Genomic DNA, 16,125 nt, shown 5'->3' with positions numbered 1-16,125 from the left:
ATCTATAATCTTATGTCCTATTTTGATCATATTTAAATCAAAGGATGTCCGAGCATGTGCATTCCCGGTCACCTAGGATTTATATTCTACTTTTTCGTTTTTGAATATCAACGCAAATAGTATAAACACCACTGCTGCAAATGCTGCAGGATAGATCCAAATGCTTTCCCAGACATGGGCACCGTCTTCCATGGTAAGTGAATCGGTAATCTGTCCAGCGATCCAGAAACCTATCAACATGCCCACTCCATAGGTGGCCAATGTGATCAATCCCTGAGCGGCACTTTTGTACTTTTTCCCAGCTTTGGTATCGGTATAGATCTGTCCGGATACAAAGAAAAAATCGTAACAAATTCCGTGCAAGGCTATTCCAATGATCAGCATAAACGACAATTCATCCGCATTACCGTATGCAAACAACAGGTAACGGACCGTCCAGGCCAGCATACCCACCAATATGGTCTTCTTAAATCCGAATCTGGTAAAGAAGAAAGGAAGTGCCAGAATAAAAAGTGCTTCGGAAATTTGACCGATGGCCATTTTACCTGTTGGGTTTGGCAACCCTATTTCTGCCAAGAACGGGTTGGCATTTTGATAGTAAAAAGCCAACGGGATACAAATCAATACTGATGATATAAAGAACACCAAGAAGTTTTTATCCTTCAACAGTTTCAATGCATCAAGTCCCAGAACATCGGAAATGGTCACTTTTTCGCTTTTGTCCACCTTTGGTGGAGTCTTTGGCAATGTGAAGCTGAATAGACCCAAAATTCCCGAAGCGATTCCTGCCATCAAAAATGTATTTTTAAGCATTCCCGCCTCCAAGGCTTCTGGAGAGTCCCAAACAAAAAGGTAGCTTATTACCAGCCCTGCGATAATCCAGCCAATGGTGCCAAACACACGGATATTCGAGAACTCCTTTGCCGGGTCCTTCATTTGATTGAAGGATATGGAATTTACCAAGGCCAATGTTGGCATGTACAAAATCATATAGCCCAATACGTATGGATAGAAAGCGGCAAAATTGTCCGATTGATACATCTGGTACATTAAAAATGCACCGATAAGGTGCAGTACTCCTAAAATTCGTTCGGCATTAAAATATCTGTCGGCAATGAGCCCTATAATGAACGGAGCAATAATGGCACCCCAAGATTGTGTGGAAAAGGCCATCGAGGATTGTCCTGCTGTTGCTTCGAGATTATTCCCAAGGAATGTTCCCAGGGTAACAAACCAACCTCCCCAGATAAAAAACTCGAGGAACATCATAAAGGAGAGTTGGAATTTGGTCTTACTATTCATGTGAGGTATTGGTTAATTGGGTTTTATTTTTTGTAATATACATAATCCAGAGGTTCGGGCTCAATTCCGGCATTTCGGAACTCCACCATAATCTGTCCTCGATGGTGCGTGGAATGGTTGATGATATGAAACAGGATATCCTTGAGTTGATTGGAATGACCCGCTCCCTTACTGTTCGTATATTCCACTCGCTGTTCTAGATCATCGGTATTGGATACAATTTCAAAGGAAGTCCGTTGATTGTCGTAATGAATGTCTTCCCATGTATTGATATCATGCAGGTCCCAAACACCAAAATCAGTTGGGGATTGCATCATTCTTTGGTTCCAAATATGATGGGCATTGAGAATGTGGCTAAAAAGTCTAATGCAGTTGTCCGGAACCTTGTCCAGACCACTGCATTGTCCAATTATTTTTTTGTTACAATAAAAATTGTAATCGAAGAGCTGTTGTAAAAATCCCTTCATCAATCCATTAATGTTTTTTTGAATTTACTCCAATACTTTTTCCAAAAGTTGCTTGGTGGCCAATATTCCTTCTTCTTCGCTAAGTTCGGAGCCTTCGTACTCTACACCGACATACCCTTCGTATCCGGCGTCCAGGACAATGTCCATCATCCTTGGATAATCCACAACGGTTTCGTTTCCTTCTTCGTCAAAATTATAGGACTTGGCGCTAACTCCCTTCGCATAGGGCATTAATTCCTTTACACCTTTATATTTATCATACTCTTCCAAACATTTGGACGAATAATAGTCGCCTTCTTCCCTTTTGATGCAGAAATTTCCAAAATCCGGCAATGTACCACAATTGTCCATGCCCACTTTTTCCATAACGTCCGCCAACATTTGGGCATTGGAAGATGGCCCTCCGTGATTTTCTACAATTATATTGATGTTCTTGTCCTTGGCGTATGTGGCCAATTGGGTAAGCCCTGCAACGGATGCCGGCATCCATACCTCTGGTTCCATGCTTCCGTTAAGGTTAACGCGGATGGAGTGGCAACCCAAAGCTGCAGCTGCATCTACCCATTTATAGTGGTTTTCCACTGCTTTTGTTCTTTCGGCTTCATCCGGAACAGCGATGTCGCCTTGGCCGTCCACCATGATCAAAAGGTTCTTCAATCCATATTTTTCACTTTCGGCCTTACTCTTTTCTACCCAGTTGTTCATGGCCTCCTCGGAAAAATTCGCTGCTTGCAGTTCCTTATAATAAAGAGCGCTCACATATTCCAATCCCTCAAAACCCCATTCGCTTGCTTTTTCGGCAAACGTGTAGGGATCAACGCTTTCTTCAAAGATCATTTTGTGGATGGACCATTGTGCCAAAGAAAGCTTAATGTCCGGTTTAGTATCCTCTACCACTTCCATTTCAGTTGCAGATTCCTCTGCTGTTTCCTTCTTTGAATTCTGTTTACAGGAATAAAATCCCAAAAAAGCCACGGCAATAACTGTGGCAATACTTTTCTGTGCTAAACTACTTCTGTTCATATTTTTACGTTAGTTAATTTAGTGCTGAATCCAAAAACTACAACGTTATAGTGCTGAATTCTCAATAAACATAGGGATTAAATGTAGAAAATTAATTTAATAATTAATACATTTAGCAAATAAACAATCCGAATAAATGAGTAAATTTTATTACAATCAGGAGCAGGAATCCTATGATGCCATCGTGGTAGGTACGGGTATCAGCGGTGGTTGGGCTGCAAAAGAATTGTGCGAAAACGGTCTCAAGACTTTGGTCTTGGAGCGTGGCCCCATGGTAAAGCACCGAGAAGATTATCCAACGGCCAACATGGACGACTGGGATTTTAAGCATGGGGGCAGAGCAACCCGAGAAGATGTTAAACAACAGGAAAAACAATCCAGAACCGGTTACACCACCGGTGCAGCTTCCAAGCATTGGTTTGTGAACGATCTGGAACATCCTTACAACGAGACCAAACGTTTCGATTGGATGAGAGGTTACCACGTAGGTGGACGTTCCATTATGTGGGGACGACACAGCTACCGTTGGAGCGACATTGATTTTTCGGCCAACAAAAACGAAGGTATTGCCGTAGATTGGCCAGTACGCTACAAGGACATTGCCCCTTGGTACGATAAAGTTGAAAGTTATATCGGTGTATCCGGTGAAAATTTAGGTCTCCCCCAACTTCCCGATGGACAGTTTGAGCCCATGATGGAACTCAATTGTGTAGAGGATCATGTAAGGGGCAAGGTCGCCGAACATTTTGGTGGCCGTGTGATTACCGCAGGTAGGGTGGCCCACATAAACAGTGACAAACAGTTTGATGGTGACGGCCGTGTTCGTTGTCAATTTAGGAACCGTTGTATTAGAGGATGTCCTTTCGGAGCATACTTTAGCAGTGTTTCCTCTACATTGCCAGCTGCCGAAGCTACAGGAAACATGACGCTTAGACCAGACTCCATTGTACACGAGGTTATTTACGACCCAAACACCAAAAAAGCAACGGGAGTAAAAGTTATCGATAGGGAGACCAAAGAAGAATTCGAGTTCAAGGCAAAGGTTATTTTCCTTTGTGCTTCTGCCATAGCATCCACTTCCATTTTGATGCAATCCAAATCGGATAGATTCCCTAATGGTTTAGGAAACGACTCCGGAGAATTGGGCCACAATGTTATGGATCACCATTTCTTGGTAGGCGCATCCGGTAAGTTTGATGGGTATGAAGACAAATACTACAAGGGTAGAAAACCAAACGGAATCTACATCCCAAGATTTAGAAACCTTGGCGGTGATTCCGATATGAAAAACTTTAAACGTGGTTATGGCTACCAAGGGGGTGCAGGTAGAGGCAATTATGAAGAATTGATTGCGGAAGCTTCGTTTGGTAAAGATTACAAGGATGCAGTTCTTACCCCGGGAGGCTGGACAATGAACATGCTCGCGTTCGGTGAAATTTTGCCTTACCATGACAATAAAATGACCTTGGATTACGACAAAAAGGACAAATGGGGTCTTCCTACTGTTACTTTTGATGCAGAAATTCGTGAGAATGAGCTGAACATGAGAAAAGACATGCAAGATCAAGCCGTTCAAATGCTTGAAAAAGCAGGCGCAAAAGACATTACCCCTTACGATGCGCAATATGCATTGGGGCTGGGTATCCACGAAATGGGTACCGCAAGAATGGGACGAGATCCAAAGACTTCCGTTGTAAACGGCAACAACCAAGTACACGGATGTGAGAACGTATATGTTACCGATGGTGCCTTTATGGCATCTGCAAGCTGTGTAAACCCATCGTTGACGTATATGGCATTTACGGCAAGGGCAGCCAACCATGCGGCCCAAGAACTTAAAAAAGGAAATATATAATGGAAAGAAGATCAGCACTTAAAAATATGGGGATGGCCTTCGGTTACGCCGTGGCCACGCCAACATTGTTATCGCTATTGCAAAGTTGCAAGGACAAGCCTGCATATGCGGAGTGGACACCTAGTTTCTTGAGCAAAGAACAAGGATATGCCATGGCCCAAACGTTGGATGTGATTCTTCCTAAAACGGACACGCCCTCTGCGACCGAGGTAAACGTCCATACATTCATAGATGCCTATTTGGACGAAGTAATGCCATTGAACCAAAGAGAATTTGTCGTCATGAAAATGAACAAGTTCTACGATAAGGTCCTATTGGATTCGGGCAAAGATTCTTTAATGGATATCGAAGCTGCGGATATAGAGCCTGCATTGCAAGCCTATCTTAGAAAGCGTTCGGATGAAGAGGAAAAAGTACATTCCGAAGCCATCATGAACTATATGCAAGCTATTATGCAAGGAGGTAAGGCTAGCCTGGACGAAGATATTGCCCGATTCTCTTTTGCCAACGATTTAAGGGACTTGGCCACATGGGCCTATAAATCATCAGAATATGTTGGTGAGGAAGTATTGGCTTATTTACCAATTCCCGGCGAATACATCGGCTGTGGTGACCTTGAAACCTTGACAGGCGGAAAAGCCTGGTCTATCTAAGGCTAGATAACATTCCATAAAACTAAAAAACCTCCAAATGCTTGGGGGTTTTTTTATGTGATGCGCTCTATACAAAAATACCTCGGATGTTCTTTTGTGGGGTGAACTTATCCGAGGTATTAAATCAATAAACACTATCACCTGTACCGTTTTTGGTACAAAATAACTGTATACGCAGTACAGCAATAGCTGTATTCAATGCACAGTAATTTGTTGAAGATTTTTCAAAAACAATTTTAAAATCCTATCCTTTTCAGTAAGTAGGATTTACACAATTGAGTCCTTAAGTCAACACGGCAAAGATTTAAAATTACCCTGAGTTTTTAAAGGTCCACCGGCAAAATCAGCCGCAAAGTTTTTAACATAAGGTGTTGAAATCTAGGAATGGAACCATATTATGCGCAATACCTTACAAAATCTGTAAAAAACAAAAGACCAAGTAACACAGTTGTATGTTTACTTGGTCTTGCTTTTATGATGAACAGGCCAAAGGCCGAATATTACCAAAGAGTACGGCCGCTTCAATTGAGCCTCAACAAATCCTTTTTCGTCCTAGGTAGTTCCCCCGAAACCTAAAATCAAATCCAGATTATGGCCAAACCGAAGTTAATTGTGCAAGCGGTTTATACAATCAAAAGATTGGTTGCCGTGGCCGTACAATTATTTGGTAATACAAAATTTTTAAGAGCTGGTCTTGCAAGGCTATTTCCTCGCAACAACTTTGTTCCAATCAGATCCCAATTGGGTGTTGTTCCTTTCTGATAACGCGGCAAAAAACAGAGCCACTACCAAAATCAAAAACAATATTGCACATTTCTTCATTGTTATGGCTATTAAAAGAGTGTCCTTTTATTTTTGACATGCCGAATATAGACAACTAAATTCCACTCATATGGTGTCTATGTATAAACTGTTCTGTTTTATGTATAATTGGTTTTTGGGTCGGGGCAAGCAGCTTTCGATTTCTTTAAACATTTGTTCAAAGCTTAAAAAACCTGGTAATTTTCACCTGATTTCCCTTTTTATACCAGTTATACGTGCTAAATATCCATTAACACATAATTTTATTGCCATGTAAAGAATAATTCTAATTTTGGTATAACCTATATTAGATTATGCTAGAAGCCGTAATAGTCGATGACGAAATAAAAGCCCTACAAAGCTTGAGCTGGGAACTTACCAACTTGAGCGACGAAGTGGATATTATCGCATCTTTTACCGATGCCAGGGAAGCTTTGGACTATTTGGAAAAGAACACGCCCGATTGTTTGTTCTTGGATATTGAAATGCCCGCCATGGACGGGTTCCAGTTTATAAAAAACCTAAAAAACAAGGATTTTCCCGTGGTCATAACAACAGCTTACAACCAGTATGCCCTCCAAGCCCTAAAGAACGAGGCCATCGACTACTTGCTCAAGCCCATAGACTCCGACGATCTGGAAGAGACCATAGCCAAAATAAAAAAGTTCAACGCCAAGAATCTGACCGTTGAGCGGTTGGAAAAAATTCTGCTTAACTTTAATTCAGAGTCGCAGAGCAAAAAAATAACCATCAATACGGATGGCAAGTTGGTGTTTTTGAACAGTGATGAAATCCTGTATGCGGAATCGGACGGAAACTACAGTACCATTTTTTTAAAGGATGGCCAAAAAATCCTTCTCACCAAAAAACTAAAGGAAGTAAATGCCCTTTTACCGGAAAGCAGTTTTTTCAGAATCCATAATTCCTACATCATCAATCTAAATAAAATAAAGGAATTCCTTAAAACCGATGGTTATGTGGTTTTGGAATCCAATCATAGAATACCAGTCTCCCGGCAAAAAAAATCCGACTTTTTGGATATGCTATAATCCCGTAATGTTCCCGTGCCTATCGTAAAGTTCCTCCTTATTGAAAACCTACATCGAGTACGAACCGGTTCTCTATTAACCTTGTTGCTGTTTTCTTTTTTAAGCACTTTACAGGCACAAAAAATTTCAGAAGAGTTTGTGGACAAAGCCGAGACTTTGGTACAGCTCAGATCCAAGACATACGAATCTCTCGATGGGGAACTCTCTTCCGAAAAAAGGGATACAACACTTTTAAGGTATTTTGCCGATTTGAGCGAAAAAAACGAGTATCTGGAGGGGAAATCCTATGCATTGAACATGTTGGGGATGAAATACCGGAACATATCACAATATGATAAGGCCGTAAAACTGCACGAACAAGCACTCAAAGTCTCAGAAGAAGCAGGCAATACCGATTTTAGGATTCTTAGCCTCAATATGCTCGGTGTGGTCTATAGGCGTACAGACGCCATTAAAACCGCCTTGGACTTTCATCAAAAGGCACTTGAGCTGGCCGAACAGGTAGAAGATCCCTCCCATCATATCAAAAGGAGCATCAATGTTTCCTTGAATGGTATTGGGAACCTCTACCAAACCTTGGAACAGTATGATCTGGCCATATTACAGTTCCGAAGGGCCCTTAAACTGGAAGAGGAACTCGGAAACAAATTGGGCTTGGCCATCAACCATCAAAACATTGGACATTGCCTAGAGGAAAAGGGCGATTTGGAAGCTGCCTTGGAAAACTACCGAAAGTCCCTGGCCTACAACGAAGAGATCGGGTCGGACATTGGGCGCGTGATCTGCAAGAACAGCCTTGCCCAAATCTACCTAAAACAAGATATGCCATACCTGGCCCTTGTACTTTTGGAACCCCTGATGGATGAATCCAAAAAGATAGGCGACCTTTCAATGGCTTCGGTCATCTATATCAATTCGGGTTGGGCCCACACCAAACTGGGCGAGTACCAAGAAGCAGAGGACCACATTATGGAAGGGCTGCAAATGGCACAAAACCGAAACATTCCGAGCACCATCTTGTACGGGTATGAGAAAATGTCGGACTTGGAAAATGCCAAGGGAGATTTTAAGAGCGCCTACGAATTCTATAAAAAAGCTGACGAGTACGACAAGCAGATTTCCAGCGCTACCAACCTACGGTACATGAACGACGTTATCATAAAGTACGAAAACGACAAAAAAAACAATCAAATCGCCGTTTTGGCCAAGGAAAATGAAATTGTTCGACTACGGCTCAAGAAAAACCAGACGACCCTTTTGGTCAGTGCCTTGATCGTTGGGTTGATATCTTCCATACTCTATATTCTTTACAGACAATACCAGAGCAAGAACGAAAAGAGGGTGCTTACCTTGGAGCAACAGATGCTGCGCAGCCAAATGAACCCGCATTTCCTGTTCAACTCCCTAAACTCCATAAAGCTATATATTATAAACAATGAGCAAAAAAATGCCGTTCATTACCTGAACAAATTTTCCAAGCTCGTCCGTAAAATTCTGGAAGCATCGTCCCTAAAAGAGATTCCGCTGGCAGAAGAACTGGGCACCATGGAATTGTACATGAACATTGAAAACATCCGCTTCTCCAACGAAATAGATTTTAAAATCGAAGTGGAGGAAGGTATCAATATTGACAATATCAAAATCCCTTCTTTGACACTGCAGCCTTTCTTGGAAAACTCCCTGTGGCACGGGCTCTCCCCAAAAGAGGGCGAGAAAAAAATACAGATCAATGTGAAGCACAAGGACAGGGGACATGTGACCATTGAAATTGTGGACAACGGGGTGGGACGTACCATGGCCGAACTGAACAAAGAAAACCGGGTACTAAAAAAGAAGTCCCTGGGCATTCGTATCACCAAGGAACGATTGGCCAATTTTGCCAAGGACTACCAGAATAAATTTGATGTGGATATTTTGGACCTTTTCGATGAGAACGGAGACCCTATTGGCACCAAAGTAGTGCTGGACATACCCACTATTTAGAGCTTTCCGAGGCCACTTGCTCCAATTCTTGGTACCAAGCCTTTCCAAACTTTTTGATGAGCGCATCCTTTACAAACTTATATATGGGCACCTTTAGTTCCTTGCCCAAAGAGCAGGCCGGATCGCAGATTTCCCATTTGTGGTAATTGACCGCCGTAAACTCTGAATACTCCCTTGTGCGAACCGGGTACAAATAGCACGATATGGGCTTTTTCCATTTGGTTGCGCCGGCCTCATAGGCAGCTTCCAGGCCACATTTGGCTATGCCATCGTCCGAGAAAATCACATAGGCACATTCATTATTGTTCACCAAAGGGGTTTCCCATTCCCCGTCCTCTCCCTTTACAAACACTCCGTGCTCTTCAATGGCGGCTATGCCTTCGGGACGCAAAAAGGGTTTAACCTCATCATAAATATTGAGCAGCCTATCGGTCTCGGAATCCTCCAATGGGGCACCATATTCCCCTCCAACACAACAGGCACCCTTACAAGCATTTAAGTTGCACACAAAATCGTTTTCCAGTATCTCTTCGGATACAATGGTTTTTCCTATCTGGAACATGGTTTCGCCTTATTTTTTTGGCAAAGGTAAATCAAAACCAAAAAATTGATGATTTATAAACATTTTATGTCATCCAAAAGTCTTTTTTACCCGTAAATTTGCCGTCCAAAAAAATTGACGCCATGAATTTTAACTTTAAGGAGATAGCGACCGCCGGGATGGTATTGTTTGCCGTAATCGATATTTTGGGGAGCATCCCGATTATACTGTCCCTTCGCAAGAAGGTAGGGCATGTACAATCCGAAAAGGCATCCATTGTGGCCATTTCGATCATGATCGCCTTTTTGTTCGTCGGCGAAAGCATTCTTTCCTTGATCGGCATCGATGTTAACTCCTTTGCTGTCGCCGGGGCCTTTATCATCTTTTTCCTCGCCATTGAAATGATCTTGGGAATCTCGCTCTACAAGGACGATGAACCGGAGACCGCTTCCATTGTCCCGATCGCATTTCCATTGATCGCAGGTGCGGGTACCCTTACCTCTATTTTGTCCTTGAGGGCAGAATACCATGTGGAGAACATTATAGTGGCCATTATTATAAACGTTATCTTTGTGTACATCGTGCTTAAATCCAGTGCCCGGATTGAACGGATATTGGGAAAGAACGGACTCAACATTATCCGCAAAGTATTTGGAGTGATCCTTATGGCGATAGCCGTAAAACTTTTTGTGACCAATGTAAACGGGCTACTGTCGCACGCTGCTTAAAACATTGATATGAACAAGACATTTGCTATAGTTTTAATCATACTCGCATTGGGCCTTATCGCCTACAACGTAACCTTGGTGGATTTTGAAAACCCGATACAAGGGGACAGCACCATTGCGCTGATCGGCATTGTGGCCTCCTTGAGCGCTATTGTATTGATGCTGATTTTTATGACATCAAAAAAAATAGACAAAAAGTTGAAGGACTAGATCAAGGCTTCATCTTGATTACACCTAGTTGGGACTGGTCTATATCGGCCTTGTCCAATTCCTTGACCTTCTCCAGCATTGAATCATAGTCGCCTTTTATCTGGGCAGATAAATTTGGAGAGAACAATTGCTCGGCAATATTTGCCTTAAGGTAGGCCTTTATCTTACCCTCGTATGCGTAGAAATCCAGCTTGACCTTTCGATCCAGCACAAATTGGATAAAATTATCAAAAAGGATGTCGTCCACTTGGAACTCGTCCAAAAATTGGTTCTGATCGTAACCATCGTACATTGTCCGGTCCTTTTCCAGATGTTCGAACACAAATCGGGCAAAGAATTGATACGTGTCGTCCATACTTTCGATAGCCTCCTCTTGATTGTTGCCGATCGGAACAAAAACATCCGGAATTATTCCGCCGCCTCCATAAACCACCTTGCCCTTGGGAGTCACAAATCTCAGGGAATCGGCCACCTTTATGCTGTCCGCGGAAGTTAGTTCGCCACTTGCGTAGCGTTCCATAAAACGTTGGTAATAATCGTGGTTGCCATCTTTATAGGATTTTTGGATGGAACGTCCCGTGGGAGTATAGTATCTGGAAACGGTCAGCCGGACCGCGGACCCATCCCCCAGATCCATTTCGCGCTGCACCAAGCCCTTTCCAAAGGAACGGCGCCCAACAATGGTACCGATATCGTTGTCCTGCAATGCCCCTGCGATGATTTCGCTGGCAGATGCGGAACGTTCGTTGATAAGCACATATACTTGTTTATCCTCAAAATCTCCCTTTTTGGTGGCATACGCTTTTTTGATCCTTCCTTTTTTGTTCTTGGTAAAGAGAATCAACTTATCATCGCCCAAAAATTCATCCGCCAATTTTTCGGCAATGCCCAAATAGCCCCCGGGATTGTCCCGTAGGTCCAACGTCAACTTTTCTGCACCGCGCAACTTTAGTTTACGGAGTGCGTCCTTGAACTCATCAAAAGTGGACTCGGCAAAACGGTTTATTTTGATGTAGCCCATGTCCTTGGTCAGCATATAGTAGGCATCCACGCTTCTAATGGGAACCTTGTCCCTGACCACGGCAATGTCCATCATTTTATCTTCCGTCTTCCTGTATACCTTTAAGTTGACCTTGGTCCCTATTTTTCCCTTTAGGGTGGACACGACTTCGTCATTTACTATGCTTCTGCCGTAAAGCGTATCCTTGTCCGCCATAAGAATGCGGTCGCCCGGTTTTATCCCGCTGATGTAACTTGGTCCATTTTTAATGGTCCTGATCACCGTAATGGTGTCACGGTACATATAAAAGCTCACTCCGATACCTGCAAAATCACCTTTCATGCTTTCGGCAACATCCTTCATTTCATCTTTTGGGATATACACGGAATGAGGGTCCAATTTGCCCAAAATATTGTTCACGGTAACATCCACGATGCTATCGGTATCCACATCGTCCACATACTCATAGTCGATATAATCGATAAGCCGGTTGAGCTTGTCCTTTTTGGAATTGGTGGAGAAAAGCTTTTCGGGGGAATCGTTAAAATGAAGCTTGCCTCCTATAAAAATACCGACGGCCACCGCTAAAGCAAGTAACGTGGGCCAAATATATCCTTTGATTTTCTTCATATAGCAATTATGGTTTTAAACCATTTCTTCCAAAACGGGCATATGTACGATTTCAACTCCTGCCCTTTCCAGAAATTTTAATCCAGAGTCGTCTTTGTACGCACTCTGGTATACCACACGTTTTATGCCAGCTTGGTGAACGAGCTTGCTGCACTCCCTACATGGGGACAACGTGATGTACAATGTTGCACCTTCGCAGGATTGGGTCGATGAGGCTACTTTAAGAATGGCATTTGCCTCTGCATGGAGCACGTACCATTTGGTGTAACCTTCTTCGTCTTCACAAAAATTTTCAAAACCCGTTGGGGTGCCATTGTATCCGTCGGAAATGATCATCCTGTCCTTGACGATGATCGCACCGACCTGTCGTCTTTTACAATATGATAATTTTCCCCATTCTTGGGCCATCCGTAAATAGGCCTTGTCGTACTTTTCTTGTTTGCTCGCCTTCATAAATCCAAAAAACGCTGATAATTAAATAAATATACCTGCTTTGATAGAGCCTTACAACCTTATTGAATAAAATTTAACGAAGGTCCTACATGGGGAACGTAGCTATGAGCAGGGGTATTGTAATGGCAATGATCAAAATTGAGGCGATCGCAATAAAAATGGACCGTTTCACCTTAAACAGGTTCAAGACCGCATAGGCGATGGCCAAAACCACAAGTATAATGGTTACTTGCGACAGCTCTATTCCTGTTGCAAAACCCAATAACGGTGTGATCTTATCCTCCTCCTCTGCCATTAACATCTTAAAATAGTTGGAAAACCCAAAACCGTGTATCAACCCAAAAAAAGCTGTGGCCAAAACATGTAGAAATAGACCTATGTCCAAAGATTCCTTGAATACGTAAGCAAAATTGAACAGGGCCGTAAGTACAATGGTCACGGGTATCAAAAACTCGATAAGACCAACATCTACCGTAGCGACCTCGTAAACGGACAGTGCCAAGGAGGTACAATGCGCAATGGTAAAAATGGTTGCCAAGATCAGTACCCGCCTCCAACTTTTAAAAGTGAACGGAATTGCCAGGGCCGATAGGAATAAAATGTGGTCGTAGGCCCCAAAATCCAACACATGGCTAAGCCCCAATTTGATGTAAAATAAAAACTCTTGCATAATTTATAGGTTAAGAGATTCCTCGTTCTTGTTGAATGGTTTCGTAGGCCTTTTGTACTTCCTTGAATTTTTCCTCAGCTCCGTTCCTAATGGCCTCGTTTTCGGTGACCACCCGGTCCGGGTGGTACTTTTTGGCCATTCTCCTATATGCTTTCTTCACTTCTTCATCTGAGGCGTTCTTCTCGATTTCCAAAATCTTGTATGCCGTATCGGCAGATTTTATGAACATCGCCATAATGCTTTCAAAATCGTGCGGGCTCACCCGAAAATATCCAGCTATTTCACGCAACTTTTGCACCTCGGCCTTGCTTACCTGCCCATCCGATTGTGCAATGCCGAACAAAAAGTGGAGCATTTGCAAGCGCACCTCGTACCGGGTACGCTGCACCATAAAGGTACAGATCCGTTGCGCCGATATCTCCCTTTTTTTGATAACCTCGTTGAAGGTCCTGAAAATCGCATTTGCTTTTTCCTTACCGTAGGTGCTCAAAAAATATTGTCGCACATAATCAAGCTCGCGTTGATTTACTTGTCCGTCCGCTTTGATTATAATGGAACAGAGTGACAGTAAGTTCAATTCAAAATCGGCCGGGGAAACCGATTGTCTGGTCACGTTTTCAAAAACGGACCCGGGCCTTTTTCCAGAACCTCCAAAATTGTCCAGAAAGGTGCCCACGATAAACCCCAATACCGCACCGGGAAATCTAAACATAAAATAACCGAGCAAGGCGGCTATCCACTTGATCATGTTTCAAAATTTAAAGCGCAAAGATAGGGGTTTGATTAAGAAACAAAGCTTTAAGCAATGTTAACGGTGATGAAAAAATCCTCACAATACCGTATCTTTGTAACATAATCAAAAAGAAGTCTATGTATCCAGAAGAATTGGTAAAACCTATGCGCGAAGACTTGGCAAGTGCCGGGTTTGAAGAACTACATACAAGTGAAGCTGTAAATGATGCCCTAAAAAGGGACGGAACCACTCTGGTTGTGGTTAATTCGGTTTGCGGTTGTGCCGCGGCCAATGCAAGACCAGCTGCTAAATTGAGCTTGCAAAACAGTAAAACTCCAAATAACTTGGTTACCGTTTTTGCAGGTGTGGACATGGAAGCCGTTGCAACAGCAAGAAACCATATGGTCCCCTTTCCTCCTTCTTCACCAAGCATGGCCTTGTTCAAAGATGGAGAATTGGTTCACATGATCGAAAGGCACCACATTGAGGGAAGACCTGCCGAGCTGATCGCAGAAAATTTGATGGAAGCCTACAACGAGCATTGCTAACATCAAGTAAATAATATATGAAATGGCCACCCTAAAGGGTGGTTTTTTTATTTTTACAATAATTTAAATAGGTATCCGTGCTAAAACTATTATCATACCCCCTTACCGTTTTATTCTTTTTGCTGTTTGGTCTGGTTCTGGTCATTTTTCATCCTATCCAGTGGTTTTGTTTAAAAGTGTTGGGGTACGATGCGCACAAACAAAGTGTTTCCATCTTAAATTGGTTCATTATGCGGTGCACCAATGTTCTGGGAACACGGTACAGTTTCAAAAACGAACAGAACATTCCAACGGATAGGCCACTGATCATTGTGACCAACCACCAAAGCATGTACGACATTCCCCCGATCATTTGGTATATGCGAAAACATCATCCCAAGTTTGTGAGCAAAATAGAACTGGGCAAAGGGATTCCCAGTGTGTCCTACAATTTAAGGCATGGTGGTTCGGCCTTGATCGATAGAAAAGACCCTAAACAGTCCATTGCCGAGCTCCAAAAACTGGCAAAATATATTAATCAGAACAACCGTAGTGCCGTTATTTTCCCGGAAGGTACCCGAAGCAGGAACGGCGAGCCCAAACCATTCAGGACCACGGGGCTCAAAGTAATGTTGAAAAATGCGCCCTCGGCGCTGATCGTACCCATCAGCATCAATAACTCATGGAAATTGTTGCGATACGGAAAGTTTCCGATGGGACTGGGTTCCCAAGTCACGTTCGAGGTACATCCTCCCATAGAAAATGAAGGCAACGCGCATGAACTTATTGCCCAAATTGAAAGTACGATCGTGGCAGGTATCAAAACCAACCAATGAAGGAAGCACAACTCATACAAAAAACCATCGATTTTGTTAAGGCAGCGCTCCAAGATGCCGAGGGCGGGCACGATTGGTTCCATATTGAACGTGTTTTCAATACATCCAATTTGCTGTTGATGCATGAAGAGGGAAATCCTACGGTCGTACAATTGGCCGCCCTGCTTCACGATATTGCCGATCCAAAATTCCATGGAGGAGACGAGAGCATTGGGCCAAAGACTGCAAAAAGTTTTCTGGAATCCCTTTCTGTTGATGAGGAGACCATTGATCATGTTGTGAACATCATCAAACATATGTCCTTTAAAAACAGCTTTGGCAAAACTGGAGAATCATTTACCTCAAAAGAACTTCAAATTGTACAGGATGCCGACCGACTGGACGCCATTGGCGCCATAGGCATTGCCAGGGCGTTCAACTACGGAGGTTTTAAGAACAGGGAACTGCACAATCCGGATGTTCCGCCCAACCTCAACATGGGCAAAGAGGAATACAAAAACTCCAATGCGCCCACCATCAATCATTTTTACGAAAAACTTTTATTGCTCAAGGATAAAATGAACACCGCTACTGGAAAAAAACTGGCCGAGGAACGCCATCAATTCATGATGGATTACCTTGATCAGTTTTATAAAGAATGGAATGGCAGTGAGTAAAGCCTAGG

17 protein-coding genes are annotated in these 16,125 nt (G+C 42.9%); 9 read left to right on the top strand and 8 right to left on the bottom strand.

All coding sequences use genetic code 11. The annotated features are described in order from the left end of the window. Positions 1-72: 72 nt before the first annotated feature. From GVT53_RS18295 to GVT53_RS18285, 3 genes are read right to left on the bottom strand one after another with little or no spacing between them, the layout of a single operon-like run. Positions 73-1,302: a nucleoside permease gene (locus GVT53_RS18295; RefSeq protein ID WP_166249921.1), complete on the bottom strand. Its 1,230-nt coding sequence runs from the start codon at positions 1,300-1,302 to the stop codon at positions 73-75. 23 nt (positions 1,303-1,325) lie between these two features. Beyond that, complete coding sequence (locus GVT53_RS18290; protein ID WP_166249920.1) at positions 1,326-1,769, bottom strand: DinB family protein; 444 nt, start codon at positions 1,767-1,769, stop codon at positions 1,326-1,328. 24 nt (positions 1,770-1,793) lie between these two features. After that, positions 1,794-2,792, bottom strand: a complete 999-nt coding sequence (locus GVT53_RS18285) for a sugar phosphate isomerase/epimerase family protein (protein WP_166249919.1) — start codon at positions 2,790-2,792, stop codon at positions 1,794-1,796. A 136-nt stretch (positions 2,793-2,928) separates the two neighbouring features. Between GVT53_RS18285 and GVT53_RS18280 the strand changes: the two genes are divergently transcribed. The 4 genes from GVT53_RS18280 (at position 2,929) to GVT53_RS18265 (ending at position 9,133) form a co-directional block, all read left to right on the top strand. Further along, on the top strand, positions 2,929-4,647 hold the full coding sequence (locus GVT53_RS18280; RefSeq protein ID WP_166249918.1) for a GMC oxidoreductase: 1,719 nt from the start codon (positions 2,929-2,931) through the stop codon (positions 4,645-4,647). Then, the gene (locus GVT53_RS18275) at positions 4,647-5,300 is read left to right on the top strand and encodes a gluconate 2-dehydrogenase subunit 3 family protein (protein WP_166249917.1); all 654 of its coding nucleotides are present in this window, start codon (positions 4,647-4,649) and stop codon (positions 5,298-5,300) included. The genes GVT53_RS18280 and GVT53_RS18275 overlap by 1 nt, the downstream gene beginning before the upstream one ends. Positions 5,301-6,415: 1,115 nt before the next feature. Continuing rightward, positions 6,416-7,150: a LytR/AlgR family response regulator transcription factor gene (locus tag GVT53_RS18270; protein WP_166249916.1), complete on the top strand. Its 735-nt coding sequence runs from the start codon at positions 6,416-6,418 to the stop codon at positions 7,148-7,150. Between the two features lie 81 nt (positions 7,151-7,231). Beyond that, positions 7,232-9,133, top strand: coding sequence for a tetratricopeptide repeat-containing sensor histidine kinase (locus GVT53_RS18265; protein ID WP_240905076.1), 1,902 nt, complete (start codon positions 7,232-7,234; stop codon positions 9,131-9,133). Here the strand turns inward: GVT53_RS18265 and GVT53_RS18260 are convergent. Beyond that, positions 9,126-9,695 (bottom strand): DUF3109 family protein, encoded by a 570-nt coding sequence (locus GVT53_RS18260; RefSeq protein WP_166249914.1) that lies wholly within the window; start codon positions 9,693-9,695, stop codon positions 9,126-9,128. The genes GVT53_RS18265 and GVT53_RS18260 overlap by 8 nt on opposite strands. 122 nt (positions 9,696-9,817) lie before the next feature. Between GVT53_RS18260 and GVT53_RS18255 the strand changes: the two genes are divergently transcribed. Together GVT53_RS18255 and GVT53_RS18250 are read left to right on the top strand one after the other, a co-directional pair. Continuing rightward, positions 9,818-10,402, top strand: coding sequence for a MarC family protein (locus GVT53_RS18255; protein ID WP_166249913.1), 585 nt, complete (start codon positions 9,818-9,820; stop codon positions 10,400-10,402). A 9-nt stretch (positions 10,403-10,411) separates the two neighbouring features. Next, positions 10,412-10,612 (top strand): hypothetical protein, encoded by a 201-nt coding sequence (locus GVT53_RS18250; protein ID WP_166249912.1) that lies wholly within the window; start codon positions 10,412-10,414, stop codon positions 10,610-10,612. Position 10,613: 1 nt separating this feature from the next. Here the strand turns inward: GVT53_RS18250 and GVT53_RS18245 are convergent, their stop codons facing one another. The 4 genes from GVT53_RS18245 to GVT53_RS18230 form a co-directional block, all read right to left on the bottom strand. Then, complete coding sequence (locus GVT53_RS18245) at positions 10,614-12,242, bottom strand: S41 family peptidase (RefSeq protein ID WP_166249911.1); 1,629 nt, start codon at positions 12,240-12,242, stop codon at positions 10,614-10,616. A gap of 15 nt (positions 12,243-12,257) precedes the next feature. Continuing rightward, positions 12,258-12,695 carry a deoxycytidylate deaminase gene (locus GVT53_RS18240; RefSeq protein ID WP_166249910.1) on the bottom strand — a complete coding sequence of 146 codons (438 nt, stop codon included), beginning with the start codon at positions 12,693-12,695 and terminating at the stop codon, positions 12,258-12,260. A gap of 85 nt (positions 12,696-12,780) precedes the next feature. Further along, a complete protein-coding gene (locus tag GVT53_RS18235; protein WP_166249909.1) occupies positions 12,781-13,365 on the bottom strand; it encodes a HupE/UreJ family protein in 585 nt (194 codons plus the stop codon). Positions 13,366-13,375: 10 nt separating this feature from the next. Next, positions 13,376-14,113: a TerB family tellurite resistance protein gene (locus tag GVT53_RS18230; protein ID WP_166249908.1), complete on the bottom strand. Its 738-nt coding sequence runs from the start codon at positions 14,111-14,113 to the stop codon at positions 13,376-13,378. Between the two features lie 122 nt (positions 14,114-14,235). On the opposite strand from GVT53_RS18230, the gene GVT53_RS18225 reads away from it, so the two are divergent. The 3 genes from GVT53_RS18225 (at position 14,236) to GVT53_RS18215 (ending at position 16,117) form a co-directional block, all read left to right on the top strand. Beyond that, a complete protein-coding gene (locus GVT53_RS18225) occupies positions 14,236-14,646 on the top strand; it encodes a BrxA/BrxB family bacilliredoxin (RefSeq protein ID WP_166249907.1) in 411 nt (136 codons plus the stop codon). A gap of 77 nt (positions 14,647-14,723) precedes the next feature. After that, a complete protein-coding gene (locus GVT53_RS18220; protein WP_166249906.1) occupies positions 14,724-15,461 on the top strand; it encodes a lysophospholipid acyltransferase family protein in 738 nt (245 codons plus the stop codon). After that, on the top strand, positions 15,458-16,117 hold the full coding sequence (locus GVT53_RS18215; RefSeq protein WP_166249905.1) for an HD domain-containing protein: 660 nt from the start codon (positions 15,458-15,460) through the stop codon (positions 16,115-16,117). The genes GVT53_RS18220 and GVT53_RS18215 overlap by 4 nt, the downstream gene beginning before the upstream one ends. Positions 16,118-16,125: the final 8 nt, after the last annotated feature.

The organism is Flagellimonas oceani, from assembly GCF_011068285.1.
GTDB lineage: Bacteria > Bacteroidota > Bacteroidia > Flavobacteriales > Flavobacteriaceae > Flagellimonas > Flagellimonas oceani.
The sequence above is the reverse complement of the archived record's forward strand: the minus strand, read 5'-3'. Positions and strand labels throughout refer to the sequence as shown.